The organism is Pseudomonas sp. GOM7 (assembly GCF_026723825.1).
GTDB lineage: Bacteria > Pseudomonadota > Gammaproteobacteria > Pseudomonadales > Pseudomonadaceae > Aquipseudomonas.
This window is the reverse complement of sequence record NZ_CP113519.1, coordinates 4,776,619-4,793,737: the sequence shown is the minus strand read 5'-3', so window position 1 is coordinate 4,793,737 and position 17,119 is coordinate 4,776,619. Positions and strand designations below refer to the sequence as shown.

Here is a 17,119-nt window from a genome sequence, read left to right as displayed (position 1 = left end):
TCGCCCCAAAACTCCTACAACCGCGCCGCCACCGGCAAGCTGACCACCTTGCCCTGGCGCTGCACCGGCGCCGGGCGGCGCAGGGTGCGGAGCATGTCGGCGGCCTGGGCCAGTTGTTGTTGCAGTTCTTCCTGGTATTGCGCCAGTTGCTCGCTGCGTTTGCGGCTTTGCTGGGTTTCCTGGGCCAGGGCCTTGAGGCGCAGCATGTGGCTTTCCAGCATCTGCTTGTGTTCCAGGGTGTGCTGCATCAGCGGCATCAGGGCGTCGGCGGCCCATTGTTCGGCGTCGTGGCGCAGGCGTTGGTGCAGGCCGATGGCCTCCTGCGCCAAAGTGGCGAAGAAGCGGCGGGTAAGGCTGCGCTGTTCGGTGAGCAGGGTTTTCAGGTGCAGGCGGAACTGGTCGCCCTTGGCCTGTAGCTGGCGCAGCTCGCGCCAGTAGCGCTTGATCTGCAACTGCGGGGCGTCGACGCCGTGCAGTGGGCTCGCTTCGTTGTGCCGTTGGTAGATGGCGGCGACCATCTTGTTGGCCAGGTCGGCTTCGTGCTGCAGGTTGTGCAGATCCTGCTCCACGGCCTGGAAGAACCTGACGATGGCCTGGTTGATGCCCAGGGTGGTCCAGCTGCCGCTGAGGTTGCGACGAACTTTTTCCAGGTGCTCCTGCAGGCGTTCGGCGCGTACCGCATGGCGCAGCAACTGGCCCTGGCGTTGCAGCAGGCGCTGGTTGGTCTTCAGCCCCAGCAGGCGCTTGTGGTGCAGGTTGTGATCGTCCTTGGTCTTGGCGGTCAGTTCCAGCAGTAGCTGGCCGTTGTCCTGCTGGTGGTTGCCGAGCAGGGCCAGTTGTTCGTTGACCTTTTCCAGGCGCAGGCCAAGTACGTGCTGGCTGTTGTTAAGCAGTGCCAGCACCTGACGCACCACCTGTTCTTCGATCAGGCGTTCCTTCTGCGCGACGATGCGTTCGCACAACAGGTTTTCCAGTTCACTCATCTGGCTGCGCGCCAGCAGCGCTTCATCCTGGCGCACCTTGGCCAGCAGCGCCTGCTTGGCCGACAACGGCAACACGTCGGCCTGGTCGAGGCCAAGTTGTTTGGCCGTGGCGCTCTGCATCTGGGCGATGGCGTTGTGTACGAAGGCTTCGCCGGCCAGGTCGTCCCACAGCATGTCGATCTTGTTCAGCACGGCGAACAGGCTGGTAGGCGTGTCTTCATCGAGCTGACGGATGTGCTGCTGCCAGATCTGCATGTCGCTGGCGGTGACGCCGGTGTCGGCGGCCAGCAGGAAGATGATCGCCTGGGCATTGGGCAGCATCGACAGGGTCAGTTCCGGCTCGCTGCCCAGGGCGTTGAGGCCGGGCGTATCGAGAATGCGCAGGCCCTGGCGCAGCAAGGGGTGGTCGAAGTTGACCATGGCATGGCGCCAGGCCGGCACCAGTACATGACCGCGCTTGTCCGCACTTTCCAGCATGTCGGGGTGGAAGCCGAGCTGGATCGCCTGTTCCACGGGCATGACCTTGGTCTTGGCTACCTGGCTGAAGGCCTGAGCCATGTTCTCCGGGTCGCTGCTGTCCAGCGGGATGCTCACCCAGTGGCGGGGGATGCGCTTGAACTGGGCCACGCTGGCAGAGGTGCTGCGCGTCTCGATGGGCAGCAGGTGGATGTAGGAGCGCTCCGAGCGCGGGTCGAAGAACAGCTCGGTGGGGCACATGGTGGTGCGTCCGGCCTGGGATGGCAGCATGCGCTGGCCATATTCGGAGAAGAACAGGCTGTTGATCAGTTCGGTCTTGCCGCGCGAGAACTCGCCGACGAAGGCCAGGGTGATATGGTCGGTACGCAGCAGCTTGAGGGCGCGCTCGAGTTTGCTGGTGACGGCGTCGGAGCTGAGGCGGTTGTGTTCGAGCCAGCCCCGGTAGCGGGTGATCTCGCGGATCAGTTCGCGCTTCCAACCTACGTAGGCATCCACCTGCTGACTGAGACGTTCCATGCTCATCCTGGCTCTCCTCTCGGGCGATACGTACAGCAACACGGTTCAGGGCGTTCGATAGCTGCAGTGCTCGGCCTTGGCCTGGCACGGGCGCGTCATTCAGCCGCCAGGGTGCATGGGGTCATGCGGTTAGCCTGCATTATGCGAGGTACGAGGTAAGCGTCAATCGCTGCTGCGACAGTCCCGCCTTATGGTCGGCTGGGGTGGCCGAGCGGTCGTCAGGGGCGCTGCAGACCAGGCAGGGAGGGCAGGCAGCGGGGGGCGCGGATGCGCAGGCGTTTCTGCCGGTTGAGCTCGCCGCTTTCCAGGCTCACCTGGCTCTTGGCGACGCCGAAGGCCTTGGCCAGGAAGGCCTGCAGGTGGGCGTTGGCCTTGCCCTCCACGGGCGGGGCGGTGAGGCGGATCTTCAGCCGCTCACCGTGCAGCCCGGCGAACTCGTCCTTGCTCGCCTTGGGCTGCAGGTGGCAGTCGAGGATCAGATCCTCGCCGTCCCAGCGGTAGAAACTCATCCTCAGAGGAAGGGGCTGAGCATGGGCGGCAGGCCGGTATAGGCCGCCAGGCCGCCGATGATGAAGCGATCCGCCAGGTTGATGGCGATGAAGGCGAAGATCGGCGATATATCCAGGCCGCCCAGATTAGGCAGCAGGCGGCGGAAGGGCGCCAGCAGCGGTTCGCAGATCTGGTTCACCAGTTGTGCGCCGGGGTTGTAGCTACCGGGCGCGACCCAGGAGAGGATCACGCTGATGATCAGGGCGAAGAAGAACACCTTGAGGAACAGCGAGGTCACGCCGATCATCGACCACACCAGCAGCTGCAGGATGAAGCCGCCGACGTTGTAGCCCATCAGGGTCAGGGTGACGATCATCAGCAGCAGTTGCACCACGATGGCCAGGATCAGCGAGGCCAGATCCAGCCCGGCGATGCCGGGGATGATGCGGCGCAGCGGCGTCAGCAGCGGCTGCGTGGCCTTGACGATGAACTGGCTGAGCGGGTTGTAGAAGTCGGCGCGCACCAGTTGCAAGATGAAGCGCAGCAGCACGATCAGCAGGTACAGGCTGCCGAGGGTCTGGATGATGTAGATGAGGGCTTCGATGAGTCCGGACATGCTGTCTCCTTTTAAGGGCACTTGATACTTCGGCGTGGTCGTCGTCGACAGACCCTAGCCCAGTTGCTCGGCCAGTTCGGCCGAACGGTTGGCGGCGGCATCGAGTGCCTGTTGTACCAGCGCCTCGAAGCCGCCGGCCTGGAAGGTTTTGATCGCCGCTTCGGTGGTTCCGTTCGGCGAGGTGACGCGGCGGCGCAGCTCGCCGGCGTCCACGTCGCTTTCGCTGGCCATGCGTGCGGCGCCCAGGGCGGTGTGGATGCTCAGGCGGGCGGCGGTCTCATGTGGCAGGCCGAGTCGTTCGCCGGCTGCGGTCATGGCCTCGATCAGCAGGAAGAAGTAGGCCGGGCCGCTGCCGGAAACGGCGGTGACGGCATCGAGCTGGCTTTCCTCGTCCAGCCACAGGGCCAGGCCGACCGCGCTAAGCACCTGCTCGGCCTGCGCCTTCTGCTCGGCGCTGACGCGCGGGTTGGCGAACAGGCCGGATACGCCTTGGCGCAGCAGCGCCGGTGTGTTGGGCATGCAGCGCACCACAGGGCGCTCGCCCAGCCATTTCTCCAGGCTGGCGCAACTGATGCCGGCGGCGATGGAGACTATTACCTGGTTCGGTGTGAGGTGTGCGGCCAGATCCAGGCACACTACCTTCATGACCTGCGGCTTTACCGCCAGCACGATCAGGTCGGCGCCTTTGATGGCTTCGGCGTTGTCGGCGAAGGTGGCGATGCCCTGTTCCTGCTGCAGCCGTGCGCGTTGTTCGCTGCCAGGCTCGCTGGCGCGGATGGCACTGGCCGCCACGCCCTGGGCGCGCAGGCCGCCAATCAGGCTGGCGGCCATGTTGCCGGCGCCGACGAAGGCGATGATCGGGTTGCTCATTGCGGGAATTCCTTCATTCAGTGAGTGGGCTGGCCATAGTCGCGGGCGCCGAACAGGGCGGTGCCGATGCGTACCCAGGTGGCGCCTTCGGCGATGGCGGCTTCCAGGTCATGGCTCATGCCCATGGACAGGGTATCGAGGTTCAGCGCCAGGTCGTCACGCAACTGGCGCAGACGGGCGAAGGCAGCGTGCTGCGCGGCGACATCATCGGTGGGTTCGGGTATCGCCATCAGCCCGCGCAGATGCAGGTTGGGCAGAGCGGCCACGGCTTGGGCCAGCTCCGCCAGCTCTGCAGGGCTGCAGCCGGATTTGCTCTGCTCACCGCTGACATTGACCTGCAGGCAGATATTCAGCGCGGGCAGGTGCGCAGGGCGTTGGTCGGACAGGCGTTGGGCGATTTTCAGGCGATCCACCGAATGTACCCAGTCGAAATGCTCGGCGATGGGCCGGGTCTTGTTCGACTGAATGGGGCCGATGAAGTGCCAGATCAAGGGCAGGTCACTCAAGGTGGCCTGTTTTTCCAGTGCTTCCTGCAGGTAGTTCTCGCCGAAGTCGCGGATACCGGCGGCATGCGCCTCGCGAATGGCCTCGGCGGGTTTGGTCTTGCTCACCGCGAGCAGGCCGATCCCTGCAAAATCGCGCTGCGATGCTTGCGCCGCCTCACGGATGCGCGCTCCGACCTTTGCAATATTCTCTGCTATCGTGGACATTACTTGCGGCCCGGCCGTTAAGCGTTCGCGGCATTCTACCTGCTTGCCTGCAATTGGGGAGTCCCATGGATATTACCGAGCTGCTTGCCTTCAGCGCCAAGCAAGGCGCGTCGGATTTGCACCTCTCGGCCGGTTTGCCGCCGATGATCCGCGTCGACGGCGACGTGCGCCGCATCAACCTGCCACCGCTGGATCACAAGCAGGTGCACGCGCTGATCTACGACATCATGAACGACAAGCAGCGCAAGGATTACGAGGAATTCCTCGAGACCGACTTCTCCTTCGAGGTGCCGGGTGTCGCACGCTTCCGGGTCAACGCCTTCAATCAGAACCGGGGCGCCGGTGCGGTGTTCCGTACCATTCCGTCCAAGGTGCTGACCATGGACGACCTGGGCATGGGTGAGGTATTCCGCAAGATCACCGACGTGCCGCGCGGCCTGGTGCTGGTCACCGGCCCCACCGGCTCGGGCAAGTCGACCACCCTGGCGGCGATGCTCGACTACCTCAATAGCAACAAGTACCACCATATCCTCACCATCGAAGACCCCATCGAATTCGTCCACGAGTCGAAGAAGTGCCTGGTCAACCAGCGCGAGGTGCACCGCGACACCCATGGTTTCTCCGAAGCCCTGCGCTCGGCGCTGCGGGAAGACCCGGACATCATCCTGGTGGGCGAGATGCGTGACCTGGAGACCATCCGCCTGGCGCTGACCGCGGCGGAAACCGGCCACCTGGTATTCGGCACCCTGCACACCACCTCCGCGGCCAAGACCATCGACCGCGTGGTCGACGTGTTCCCCGCCGAGGAAAAATCCATGGTGCGCTCGATGCTGTCCGAATCGCTGCAGGCGGTGATCTCGCAGACCCTGCTGAAGAAGATCGGTGGTGGTCGCGTGGCGGCCCACGAAATCATGATCGGTACGCCGGCCATCCGTAACCTGATCCGTGAGGACAAGGTGGCGCAGATGTATTCGGCGATCCAGACTGGAGGCGCGCTGGGTATGCAGACCCTCGATGCCTGCCTCAAGACCCTGGTGGCCAAGGGCCTGGTCAGCCGCGACAGCGCGCGGGAAAAGGCCAAGAGTCCGGAAAACTTATAGGAACTGGTGTAGGAGCGAACATCGCGAGCGAAGCTTTTGGCGTTAGCCTGTTCGCGAGCAGAGCTCGCTCCTACGATTCGGCAGTCACCTGCCGGCGGTATTGCACACGAAGCTACGAGAGCGACGATGGAATTCGAGAAGCTGCTGCGTCTGATGGTGGAAAAGGGTGGTTCGGATCTGTTCATCACCACCGGTGTGCCGCCTTCGATGAAGGTCAATGGCAAGATCATGCCGGTGACCAAGAACCCCATGACCCCGGAGCAGGCTCGCGAAACCGTGCTGGGGGTGATGAACGATGCCCAGCGCCGCGATTTCGCCGAGCACCACGAGTGCAACTTCGCCATCAGCGCGCGCGGCATCGGCCGCTTCCGTGTCAGTGCCTTCTACCAGCGCAACCTGGTGGGCATGGTGCTGCGCCGCATCGAAACCAACATTCCCACCCTCGACGACCTCAAGCTGCCGGAAGTCCTCAAGAAACTGTCGATGACCAAGCGCGGCCTGGTGTTGTTCGTCGGTGCCACCGGCACGGGTAAATCCACCTCGCTGGCGGCGATGATCGGCTACCGTAACCGCAACAGCAGTGGCCATATCATTTCCATCGAGGATCCGATCGAGTACATCCACCAGCACCAGAGTTGCATCGTCACCCAGCGTGAGGTGGGCATCGACACCGACTCCTTCGAGGTGGCGCTGAAGAACACCCTGCGCCAGGCGCCGGACGTCATCATGATCGGCGAGGTGCGTACCCGCGAAACCATGGATCACGCCGTGGCCTTCGCCGAGACCGGCCACCTGTGCTTGGCCACCTTGCACGCCAACAACGCCAACCAGGCGCTGGATCGCATCATCAACTTCTTCCCACCGGATCGACACAACCAGGTGTGGATGGATTTGTCGCTCAACCTCAAGGCCATCGTCGCCCAGCAACTGGTGCCGACCCCGGACGGCAAGGGCCGTCGTGCGGTGATCGAGGTGCTGATCAACACGCCGCTGGCCGCCGACCTGATCCGCAAGGGCGAGATCCACGAACTCAAGAGCCTGATGAAGCGCTCCACCGAGCAGGGCATGCAGACCTTCGATCAGGCGCTGTACAACCTCTACACCCAGGGCGAGATTACCTACGAGGACGCGCTGCTCTATGCCGACTCGGCCAACGACCTGCGCCTGATGATCAAGCTGGGCTCGGAAACCGATGGCGACCACCTGACGAGCATGGCGCAGGGCCTGTCGCTGGAGATCAGCGAGGAAGATCCGGGGCGTCGTTTCCGCTGACGCTGCCAGACGGGGGACGCGATGCGTCCCCTTCGTTCATTCGGGCAATGCGTTTGCCCTTCCTGCCGACCAGCACCAGAGCCTGGCCGTCGCGCTGCGCGCCGGCGCGTGCCTCGCTCATCAACTGCGGGATCAGCGGCCCTTCCGGCAGATGTTTCCAGAAGCGTAGCGGTAGATGCTGCTGCAGCACCGTGCGATTGAGGCGTGCCGGGTTGAAGGTGCTGCCGTAGTAGGCGCGCCATAGCGCCTGGCCGTCATCCTCGGGCTGTTGTGCCCAGGCTTGCCACTGCGCCGGGCAGCGCCGCTCGTGCTGCAGGTGCTGGCCATCCCAGAGCACGCCATCGCGTGGGGTGGCGATCAACCAACTGTGCTTGCCCAGGCGTTCGGCGAAGTGGCCGCTGGCCGAGGCGAGGATGTCGTGCGCCGGCTCGAACCAGGCGACGAAGTCCGGCGCGCCTTCGGTCTTGCACGGCTGGAAGCGGACGAAGGCGTGCAGGTGGTGCGCTTCACGGCGCACGGCCTTGAGCCGGCGCTGCAGCTCGCTGCCGTCGGGGTCGCCGGCCAGGATGGCGCTGCGCTCGCCCTGCACGAAGCGCCAGAGCACCCGGTACAGCAGGCTCCAGCGCTCGTCGCCACGGTATTGCGCGGCGCTTTCCAATAGGTCCAGCAACTCGGGAGAAACGCGCAGGCGGCCGCTGGGCTCCGGTGCGCGCTCGGCCGCTTCATCGAACAGGCCGGGCGCGCTTTCTTCGTCCAGCCATTGCACCTGATGCGGCGCCAGCCCCTGCAGCAAGGCGCGGCGTGCTGCCTGGCGCCAGGTGGCGAAGGTGCCGTCGAAGCGCAGGCTGTGCATCACCACAGCGCCATCTGTGCCGGGGTGTCGCGCAGTTGCTGGCGCAGCACCATGGATTCGTGTTCGGCGCGCGGTGGGCGGTAGTCCTGGGTGACGATGAAGGGTTTGGCCTTCTCTAGTACGCAGCGCAGGCGGGTAAGGTCTTCATAGCGGATGCGTCGCTCACGCCGCAGCGCACCCAGGCGCCGCGCACTGAGCACGCCGATGCCAGGCACGCGGGCGATCAAGGACTCATCGGCGCGGTTCAGGTCGACGGGAAATTGCTCGCGATTGGCCAGCGCCCAGGCCAGCTTGGGATCGATGTCCAGCGCCAGGTTACCGGGGCCAGCCAGCAGCTCCGTGGCGCTGAAGCCATAACCGCGCATGAGGAAGTCGGCCTGATACAGACGGTGTTCGCGTAGCAATGGCGGCGCCTCGAAGGGCACCGTCTTCGGGCTTTGCGGGATGGGGCTGAAGGCCGAGTAGTAGACGCGGCGCAGGCGATAGTCGCTGTAAAGCGTCTGCGCGTTGTGCAGGATGGTGCTGTCGTCGGTGGCGTCGGCGCCGACGATCATCTGCGTGCTCTGCCCGGCTGGGGCGAAGCGCGGCGCACGGCGCTCTTCCTTGGCCTCGCGCTCACCCAGGTGAATGTGCTGCATGGCCTGGTGAATGCTACCAACGTTCTTCTCCGGCGCCAGGCGCAGCAGGCTGGTCTCGGTGGGCAGTTCGATATTGACGCTGAGGCGGTCGGCATACAGGCCGGCCTCGGCGATCAGCTCCGGCGCGGCGTCGGGGATGGTCTTGAGGTGAATGTAGCCACGGAACTGGTGCTCCCGGCGCAGCAGCTTGGCGACACGGATCAACTGCTCCATGGTGTAGTCGGCGGAGCGGATGATGCCGGAGCTGAGGAACAGGCCGCTGACGCAGTTGCGTTTGTAGAAGTCCAGGGTCAGGGTCACCACTTCCTCGGGGGAGAAGCGCGCCCGAGGCACATCGCTGGAGCGACGGTTGATGCAGTACTGGCAGTCGTACAGGCAGAAGTTGGTCAGCAGGATCTTCAGCAGCGCCACGCAACGCCCGTCCGGTGTGTAGCTGTGGCAGATGCCCATGCCATTGGTCGAGCCGATTCCTGCCTTGCCCTTGGAGCTGCGTTTCGGTGCGCCGCTGCTGGCGCAAGAGGCGTCGTATTTGGCGGCGTCGGCGAGGATGGTGAGCTTTTCGATCAGTTGCATGCGGAGAATATCGATACTGTTTTTATATACAGTATCCGGGTGCCGCAATGCTATCAAGCCATTCGTGCGGTCATTCCGTGAGGCCGGCGGAGGAAACCTTTTCAACAACCGTGGCGTCATAATGCTATGTCGCACAAGGGGGTCGCCATGCAACGACAGGACACGCACAGCAAGCTGATCGGCTACCTGCTGTGGATATTCGGTTTTCTCGGTTCGCACCGCTTCTACTACGGCAAACCGGTGACCGGCACCATCTGGTTCTTCACCCTGGGCCTGCTGTTCATCGGCTGGATCATCGACCTGTTCCTGATTCCGGCGATGGATCGCGAGGCCGACCTGCGTTTCACCGCCGGTGAGATCGACTACAACGTGGCCTGGATACTGCTGACCTTCCTCGGCGTGTTCGGCGTGCACCGCATGTACCAGGGCAAATGGATCACCGGAATCATCTATCTGCTGACCGGCGGCCTGTTTCTGGTTGGCGTGCTCTATGACTTCTGGACACTCAATACGCAAATTTCCATCAAGAACGCTCAGCGCGGCTGATCGGCAGGGAACTGCGTTCTGGCGTCTCGCTCAAACGCTGCAGAGCGAGGCATCTGCCTCGCAGGAATTCCCTACAGGGATGTGCCACTTGCAGTAAACGAGGCACCCATGAATTCCGAAGAACGAACCCTGATCGATGGCCTGTTCTCGCGTTTGCACGACGCCGAGCGGCAGAGCGCTGCCCGCGATGCCGAGGCCGATGCGCATATCGCCGAGCATGTCGCGCGCCAGCCGGCGGCACCTTATTACATGGCGCAGACCATCCTGATTCAGGAGGCGGCACTCAAGCGCCAGGATCAGCGGGTCAAGGAGCTGGAAGCGCAACTGGCCGAGATGCAGCAACAACGCCCCAGCAGCGGCGGCTTTCTTTCCGGTTTGTTCGGTGGTGGTGCGCGTGATGCTCAGCCGCAGCCGAGCTCGCGCCCGGACGGCTGGGGGCAAACGCGCTTTTCCCAGGGCGCTGCCGCCAGCGACCCGCGACCGGCGCAACCGGCTGCACTGCCGGGGCAGGGTGGTGGTTTCATGCGCGGTGCCTTGCAGACGGCGGCCGGTGTGGCCGGTGGTGTGATGATGGCCGATATGCTCAGCGGCCTGTTCCATCACGGCAGCCCGACGGAGATCGTCGAGGTGGTCGAGCCTCCGCTGCAGCAGGATCCCGGCAATTTCGATGCGGGTTCGCCAGGCGACAGCTATGCCGATGACAGCTACTTCGACGGTGGTGATTTCTTCGACGGTGGTGACGACAGCTTTTTCAGCTAAACGACGCGGATGACGGCATCGCACAGGCTGCCGTCATCCGCCTGGAGGCTTCAGTCGTCGCTGTCGTCGTCATCCCCGCCGTCGACCTTCATGCCCAGTTCCTTGATCTTGCGCGTCAGGGTATTGCGGCCCCAGCCCAGCAACAGGGCGGCATCGCGGCGACGGCCTGCGGTGTGCTTGAGGGCGGTCTCGATCATGATGCGCTCGAAGGCCGGCACGGCGCTGTCGAGCAGGTTGGATTGGCCGCGTGCCAGGGCCTGATCGGCCCACAGGCGCAACGCCTGCTCCCAGTTGGTTACCGGGGCGGCGTCCTGCGGCTGGGTCAGCAGCTCGGGCGGCAGGTCGTCGACATGCACCTCGCGCCCCGACGCCATGACGGTGATCCAGCGGCAGGTGTTCTCCAGCTGGCGCACGTTGCCCGGCCAGGGCAGGTGCTTGAGGTAATCCTCGGTTTCGCTCTTGAGCAGCTTGGGCTCGACTGCCAGCTCCTGCGCCGCACGGGCGAGGAAGTGGTTGGCCAGGGTGGGGATGTCTTCGCGGCGGTCGGCCAGGCGTGGAATATGGATGCGGATGACGTTGAGGCGGTGGAACAGGTCTTCGCGAAACTTGCCGGCCTGCACCAGGGTTTCCAGGTTCTGGTGGGTGGCGGCGATGATGCGCACGTCCACCTTCACCGGGGTGTGGCCACCGACCCGGTAGAACTCGCCATCGGCCAGCACGCGCAGCAGGCGCGTCTGGGTATCGGCCGGCATGTCGCCGATCTCGTCGAGGAACAGGGTGCCACCGTCGGCTTGCTCGAAGCGTCCACGGCGCTGGTTGGCTGCGCCGGTAAAGGCGCCTTTTTCGTGGCCGAACAGCTCGGACTCCATCAGATCCTTGGGGATCGCCGCCATGTTCAAGGCGATGAACGGAGCCGCCGCGCGCGGGCTATGGCGATGCAGAGCATGGGCCACCAGCTCCTTGCCGGTGCCGGATTCACCGTTGATCAGCACGGTGATATTGGAGTGGGACAGGCGGCCAATGGCACGGAACACCTCCTGCATCGCCGGCGCTTCGCCGATGATTTCCGGGGTACGTGCCTGGGCGGCCGGAGCGGCCAGGCTCTGTTGCTCCTGGGCGTGCTGGAAGGCGCGCTTGACCAGGGAGACCGCCTCGTCGACGTCGAACGGCTTGGGCAGGTACTCGAAGGCACCGCCCTGATAGCTGGCCACGGCGCTGTCCAGATCCGAGTGCGCGGTCATGATGATCACCGGCAGGCGCGGATACAGCTCGCGGATGCGGGCCAGCAGGTCGAGGCCGCTGGCGCCCGGCATGCGGATGTCGGAGATGATCACGTCCGGCTGCTGGCGGGTCAGGCGGGCGAGGACGCCGTCGGCACTGTCGAAGCTCTGGATGCTCATGCCTTCCTGCTGCAGGGCCTTTTCCAGTACCCAGCGGATGGAACGATCGTCGTCGACAATCCAGACGGTTTCGTTGCGGCTCATGGCGTGGTCGCTCCTTGTTCCAGTGGCAGGAAGATCGAGAACACGGTGTGGCCTGGGTGGCTCTCGCATTCGATCAGGCCCTGATGCTGACTGATGATGTTCTGGGTGATGGCCAGGCCAAGGCCGGTGCCGTCGGCACGACCGCTGACCATGGGGTAGAAGATGGTTTCCTGCAGTTCCGGCGGGATGCCGGGGCCGTTGTCCATGATCTCCACCTTGACCACCAGGCGGTGGCGGGTATGGCCAATGGTGAACTGGCGCAGGGTTCGGGTGCGCAGGCTGATGCGGCCCAGGCCCATGTCGTGCTTCTGCCCGGCGATGGCCTGCATGCCGTTGCGCACGATATTGAGCACGGCCTGGATCATCTGCTCACGGTCGATCAACAGGTCGGGGATGCTCGGGTCGTAATCACGCACCAGAATGACGCTGCCCTGTGCCTCGGCCTCGATCAGGTTGGCCACCCGTTCCAGCACTTCGTGCACGTTGGTCATCGCCAGCGACGGCAGCTTGTTCGAGCCGAGCATGCGGTCGACAAGGTTACGCAGGCGGTCGGCCTCTTCGATGATGACGTTGGTGTAGTCCTTGAGCTCTTCGTTGGGCAGCTCGCGCGACAGCAGTTGCGCTGCGCCACGGATGCCGCCCAGCGGGTTCTTGATCTCGTGAGCCAGGCCGCGCACCAGCAGCTTGGTGGTTTCCTGCTTGGATAGCTGGGCTTCTTCCTTGGTGATGCGCAGCAGGCGGTCGCGCGGGTGCACCTCCAGCAGCAACAAGGTTTCACCCTTGCTGAACAGCGGCGTCACCGCGTAGTCCACGGTCAGCGTCTGCCCGGTCACCGAGGTCAGCACCGCTTCGCGTTTGTTGAACGGGTGCGCCTGTTCCACCGCCTGGCGCAGGGACGACAACGCCTCGGGCGATTCGGTGAATAGCTCGCTGATGAACTGGCCATGGCTGCGCTGGCCGCTGACGGCCAGGAGCATTTCCGCCGCCGGGTTCATGTACTCAAGGCATAACTGGCTGTTGAGTAGCAGGGTGGCAGTGGTCAGGTTGTCGAGTAGCAGGCGGTGCAGCGCGTCATTGATGGTCATAGGCAGTGCTTTCCGGCAATGGGCAGGAAAATGCAAGAAGCAAACCAAGGCCCCGAAAAGACGCATTTTTTCTGCGTCATCTCGGGATCAGGGCGGACTGCAAGGCGATCAGGCGGGACGTTTCGACCCAAAACAGGGAGAGAATAAAGTTTGGTGCGATTTAATGCACCAAAATGGTGCTCGTTGGGGCTGTTGCCACTTCGACGTCCTGCGCGAAACGGCAGCAGGCCCTAGAGAAATGGCAGGATACTGGGCTTTTCCGGGGGCTTGTCTTTCAGCGGGCACTCCGGGCGCACGCCATAGTCGTCCTTCTTGCACGGTCTGATCTTGCGCTTCTGCGCCAGCGACATGCGGTGCATGTGGAAGGGCTGCGCTGGGGTGCGTTCGACGATCAGGCCAGCAGAATCGATGATCTCGCCCACCAACTGGTGCGTGCCACGGTCGATGTGCTGCAGGGAAAACACCGGGCTGCGGCTGGGCTCGCCCTGGACCACGCCGTCGAGCAACAGGCGGTAGCTATGGCCGGGCAGCAGGCCGGGCTCGCTGGTCAGGGTGACGATCATGTCGCCCGCAGCATGGTGGATCGAAGCATCCGGCTCGGGCAGCAGGATGCGCAGGAGCTGGTAGTGCACCACCGGCTTGGTCACGGCTGGTGGGGCAACGCGGACGCTGGATTGGGGCGTATTCATCTGGGTGCTGTTGGAGGGCGCGATATATACACGCTCGGCACTGCTGCTGCGAGGCTTGTCGGTGAATACGCGATTACCTTCGGCATCGATATAGGTGTAGACCTGCGCTTGAGCGCCCTGGGCCAGCAATAGCAGGCCCAGCAGGAGTGTTCGCATCATCATCCGTTGCTTGCAGGTTTGGCGGGTTTGGGGGCTGGCTTAGGGGGCGGCGGAGCGGCTGGTTGCCTGGCCGGGCTGTTGAGGCTGATGCGTTGCACGGTGAAGGTCTCAGTCGCGCTTTGCTGGATCACCCGATCGCCGTCCAGCACCGCCACGGCCAGGCTGTGCTCGCCGCGGTCGATATTGGTCAATTGCAGGCTCGTCACATTGCTTGCCTGGCCGTAGGGTTGTCCGTCGAGGATCAGACGCAGGCGGTGACCTGGCTGCAGGCGCGGCTGAATGTTCACGCCGACGACGAAGGAGCCGTTGTTGGCGCGCATGGCTTCGTCGTCGGGAATGCCGGTGAGCCGCAGCACTTTGTAGGGCGCCTCTGCCTTCTCTTCGCCAGAGGATGTGGGTGGGGGAAGCTTGGGCGTCTGCATATCCACCGTATTGGTCGGCGGCAGCTCGACGCTCTCGGCAGCGGTGCCGTCCGGTGGTTGGTTGGTGTACACCGTATTGCCGTTGGCGTCGGTGTATTTGTAGATCTGCGCGCTGGCCGGCAGGGCCAGGGCAAGCAGCAGGCAGACGAGTAATGGGCGCATGGGCCTATCCTTGCTCGGATGATGGGCTAAGCCTTGCACTGCTATGGGTTCCTGGCAAGCGCGGGGCGCTTTGGCTGTGATCTTTGCCTGCAAAAGCAGGGTGCTTTTATCAGAACGGTTCTTCGCGTTCTCGGGGAGTGCTTGGTTGGTGCCGGGGCGGGACAGCTGTGTGTTGGGTTCTCGTTTGTTCGGGTGTGTGTTCCGGATTGCCGCGTTTTTGTTGATGTTCTTGGTTTCGCCCTCCCGGGCGAGTCACTTTGCGGGCAAAGTAACCAAACCCTTCCGCCCGATCATCCGGCCCTGGCTGCGCCAGGGTTCGCTCACTCCATCGCCGTTCCATAGGCCCGCCGCGGTGGGCCATCCCAGGCCCATCGCGGCTCTCGGCTTTGGCATCCTGCGTCGCTCTACCTCCTGCATCCATGCAGTCGTCGCGACATCCATGTCGCTCGACCTCTTCCACGACGATTCCGTTCGCCCTCCTGGGCGGGCTCTGCACGCGCCTGAACCCGAGGTAACCCAGAATTAGCGAAGAGTGCTTGAACATGGGTCAGCCTTAAGGCTGACCTGAATGCCGGCTGCAAGTCGGCAAGCCGTTCAATACATGAAACTGCGCGAATGAAACTATTGGTTTAATTCGACAGCCACGTCGTGCTTCCACTGCTACCAGAACACGCCGCGCATGCTCGGAACAACTGTACGTTCAGGCGCGCTAACTCCCCCTTCAGGAGGCCGAACGTAGGCATTGCGCAGGGGGCGAGCGGCATGGATGCCGCGAGAGGCTTAAAGGGCCAGGGACGGCCCTTGTAAGCCGACCCCGGAGCGGTGCCGAAGTGAGGGAAGTCGAGCGCAGCGAGACCCGGATGGCGGGGGTGCGTTTCTTTTGCTTACTTTTCTTTGCGCAGTTCAAAGAAAAGTGAGTCGCCCGAGGGGGCGAAACCCGGAATATCTGAACACACCGAAGCGGCGCCCAGGACACCAACACAGGCCAACAAGACAACACACAACCTTGCCAGTCCGGTATCAAAGACTGACCTTCCCCGAGCTTCCGCGAAAAGCCATAAAAAAGCCCCGCCAGGCTTGGCCAGGCGGGGCTTTCGAGAGCACCGCACGAGGCGGCGCAAGCTGGCTTAGACGCTGTAGTACAGGTCGTATTCCAGCGGGTGCACGAAGGTGCGCACCTTGATTTCTTCTTCGCTCTTCAGCTCGATGTAGGCATCGATGAAGTCGTCGGAGAACACGCCGCCCTTGGTCAGGAACGCGCGGCCCTTGTCCAGCTCTTCCAGGGCTTCTTTCAGGCTGCCGCACACTTGCGGAATCAGCTTGCCTTCTTCCGGCGGCAGGTCGTACAGGTTCTTGTCGGCTGCATCGCCCGGGTGGATCTTGTTCTGGATACCGTCGATACCGGCCATCAGCAGAGCAGCGAAGGCCAGGTACGGGTTGGCAGCCGGGTCCGGGAAGCGCGCTTCAATGCGGCGGGCTTTCGGGCTGGCAACGTAGGGGATACGGATCGAGGCGGAGCGGTTGCGAGCCGAGTAGGCCAGCATCACCGGTGCTTCAAAGCCCGGAACCAGACGCTTGTAGGAGTTGGTCGACGGGTTGGTGAAGCCGTTCAGGGCCTTACCGTGCTTGATGATGCCGCCGATGAAGTACAGAGCGGTCTCGGACAGACCGGCGTAGCCTTCGCCAGCGAAGGTGTTCTTGCCGTCCTTGGAGATCGACATGTGCACGTGCATGCCCGAACCGTTGTCGCCGTACAGGGGCTTGGGCATGAAGGTGGCGGTCTTGCCGTAGGCGTCGGCGACGTTGTGCACGCAATACTTCAGGGTCTGAACTTCGTCAGCCTTGGCGACCAGGGTGTTGAACTTCACGCCGATTTCGTTCTGACCGGCAGTGGCCACTTCGTGGTGGTGCACTTCGACGACCAGGCCCATCTCTTCCATGGCGTTGCACATGGCGGTACGGATTTCATGGTCGTGATCGCACGGCGGAACCGGGAAGTAACCGCCTTTGACGGCCGGACGGTGGCCCTTGTTACCGCCTTCGACGTCCTGATCGGTCATCCAGGAGCCTTGCTCGGAGTAGATCTTGAACATCGAGCCGGAGATGTCGGACTTGAACTTCACTTCGTCGAAGATGAAGAACTCGGGCTCCGGGCCGACGAATACGGTGTCACCGATGCCGGTGGTTTTCAGGAATTCTTCGGCGCGCTTGGCGATGGAGCGCGGGTCGCGGTCGTAGCCTTGCATGGTGCTCGGCTCGATGATGTCGCAGACCAGGATCAGGGTCGGCTCTTCGGTGAACGGATCCAGTACGGCGGTTTCGTCGACCGGCATCAGGATCATGTCGGAGGCTTCGATGCCTTTCCAGCCATGGATGGACGAGCCATCGAACATCTTGCCGTGCTCGAAGAAGTCTTCGTCCAGGGCGTCACGGGCCGGCATGGTCACGTGATGCTGCTTGCCCTTGGTATCGGTGAAGCGCAGGTCTACCCACTTCACGTCGTGTTCTTTGATCAGTTGAACAGCCTTAGACATGTTGTCCTCCAGATGGAAAGGCTCGTATCGATGAGCCCCGATATGTACGGTGAAGCCCGGCGGGATAGTCCTCCAGGGCGACCTGCCTCACAAGGGAGCAAATTGCATGCCAGTGCCCTTTATTGGGCAGAGGCCGCGAAACTCAGGCGCCGTGCCGCTTGCGCGGTATTTATGCCGGTGGT

The 17,119-nt window shown here is 63.4% G+C and carries 16 protein-coding genes; 4 read left to right on the top strand and 12 right to left on the bottom strand.

The genetic code is table 11. The features are described from left to right. Positions 1–14: 14 nt before the first annotated feature. The 5 genes from OU800_RS21215 to OU800_RS21195 form a co-directional block, all read right to left on the bottom strand. On the bottom strand, positions 15–1,982 hold the full coding sequence (locus tag OU800_RS21215; RefSeq protein ID WP_268179321.1) for a dynamin-like GTPase family protein: 1,968 nt from the start codon (positions 1,980–1,982) through the stop codon (positions 15–17). Positions 1,983–2,194: 212 nt separating this feature from the next. Continuing rightward, complete coding sequence (locus tag OU800_RS21210) at positions 2,195–2,485, bottom strand: DUF167 domain-containing protein (RefSeq protein WP_268179320.1); 291 nt, start codon at positions 2,483–2,485, stop codon at positions 2,195–2,197. 2 nt (positions 2,486–2,487) lie between these two features. Next, complete coding sequence (locus OU800_RS21205) at positions 2,488–3,081, bottom strand: YggT family protein (protein ID WP_268179319.1); 594 nt, start codon at positions 3,079–3,081, stop codon at positions 2,488–2,490. A 54-nt stretch (positions 3,082–3,135) separates the two neighbouring features. Then, complete coding sequence (gene proC / locus OU800_RS21200; protein WP_268179318.1) at positions 3,136–3,951, bottom strand: pyrroline-5-carboxylate reductase; 816 nt, start codon at positions 3,949–3,951, stop codon at positions 3,136–3,138. Between the two features lie 17 nt (positions 3,952–3,968). Beyond that, a complete protein-coding gene (locus OU800_RS21195; protein ID WP_268179317.1) occupies positions 3,969–4,661 on the bottom strand; it encodes a YggS family pyridoxal phosphate-dependent enzyme in 693 nt (230 codons plus the stop codon). Between the two features lie 65 nt (positions 4,662–4,726). On the opposite strand from OU800_RS21195, the gene OU800_RS21190 reads away from it, so the two are divergent. Both OU800_RS21190 and OU800_RS21185 read left to right on the top strand, forming a co-directional pair. Further along, positions 4,727–5,761, top strand: a complete 1,035-nt coding sequence (locus OU800_RS21190) for a type IV pilus twitching motility protein PilT (protein ID WP_268179316.1) — start codon at positions 4,727–4,729, stop codon at positions 5,759–5,761. Between the two features lie 126 nt (positions 5,762–5,887). Next, positions 5,888–7,033: a PilT/PilU family type 4a pilus ATPase gene (locus OU800_RS21185; protein ID WP_268179315.1), complete on the top strand. Its 1,146-nt coding sequence runs from the start codon at positions 5,888–5,890 to the stop codon at positions 7,031–7,033. On the opposite strand, the gene OU800_RS21180 is transcribed toward OU800_RS21185, so the two are convergent. Next, positions 6,999–7,886: a TIGR03915 family putative DNA repair protein gene (locus OU800_RS21180; RefSeq protein WP_268179314.1), complete on the bottom strand. Its 888-nt coding sequence runs from the start codon at positions 7,884–7,886 to the stop codon at positions 6,999–7,001. The genes OU800_RS21185 and OU800_RS21180 overlap by 35 nt on opposite strands. Next, a complete protein-coding gene (locus OU800_RS21175) occupies positions 7,886–9,097 on the bottom strand; it encodes a putative DNA modification/repair radical SAM protein (protein ID WP_268179313.1) in 1,212 nt (403 codons plus the stop codon). The genes OU800_RS21180 and OU800_RS21175 overlap by 1 nt, the downstream gene beginning before the upstream one ends. A gap of 147 nt (positions 9,098–9,244) precedes the next feature. Between OU800_RS21175 and OU800_RS21170 the strand changes: the two genes are divergently transcribed. Both OU800_RS21170 and OU800_RS21165 read left to right on the top strand, forming a co-directional pair. Then, a complete protein-coding gene (locus OU800_RS21170; protein ID WP_268179312.1) occupies positions 9,245–9,643 on the top strand; it encodes an NINE protein in 399 nt (132 codons plus the stop codon). 108 nt (positions 9,644–9,751) lie between these two features. Continuing rightward, positions 9,752–10,402 carry a DUF2076 domain-containing protein gene (locus OU800_RS21165; protein ID WP_268179311.1) on the top strand — a complete coding sequence of 217 codons (651 nt, stop codon included), beginning with the start codon at positions 9,752–9,754 and terminating at the stop codon, positions 10,400–10,402. A gap of 50 nt (positions 10,403–10,452) precedes the next feature. Here OU800_RS21165 and ntrC read toward each other — a convergent pair whose 3' ends face one another. From ntrC to glnA, 5 genes are all read right to left on the bottom strand, one after another. Further along, complete coding sequence (gene ntrC, locus OU800_RS21160; protein WP_268179310.1) at positions 10,453–11,886, bottom strand: nitrogen regulation protein NR(I); 1,434 nt, start codon at positions 11,884–11,886, stop codon at positions 10,453–10,455. Next, entirely contained in the window at positions 11,883–12,971 is a 1,089-nt protein-coding gene (gene glnL, locus OU800_RS21155) for a nitrogen regulation protein NR(II) (RefSeq protein ID WP_268179309.1), read from the bottom strand. The genes ntrC and glnL overlap by 4 nt, the downstream gene beginning before the upstream one ends. Positions 12,972–13,201: 230 nt before the next feature. After that, positions 13,202–13,816, bottom strand: coding sequence for a DUF4124 domain-containing protein (locus OU800_RS21150; protein ID WP_268184394.1), 615 nt, complete (start codon positions 13,814–13,816; stop codon positions 13,202–13,204). Positions 13,817–13,818: 2 nt separating this feature from the next. Continuing rightward, positions 13,819–14,403, bottom strand: coding sequence for a DUF4124 domain-containing protein (locus tag OU800_RS21145; RefSeq protein ID WP_268179308.1), 585 nt, complete (start codon positions 14,401–14,403; stop codon positions 13,819–13,821). Between the two features lie 1,127 nt (positions 14,404–15,530). Next, positions 15,531–16,937: a glutamate--ammonia ligase gene (gene glnA / locus OU800_RS21140; RefSeq protein WP_024309829.1), complete on the bottom strand. Its 1,407-nt coding sequence runs from the start codon at positions 16,935–16,937 to the stop codon at positions 15,531–15,533. Positions 16,938–17,119: the final 182 nt, after the last annotated feature.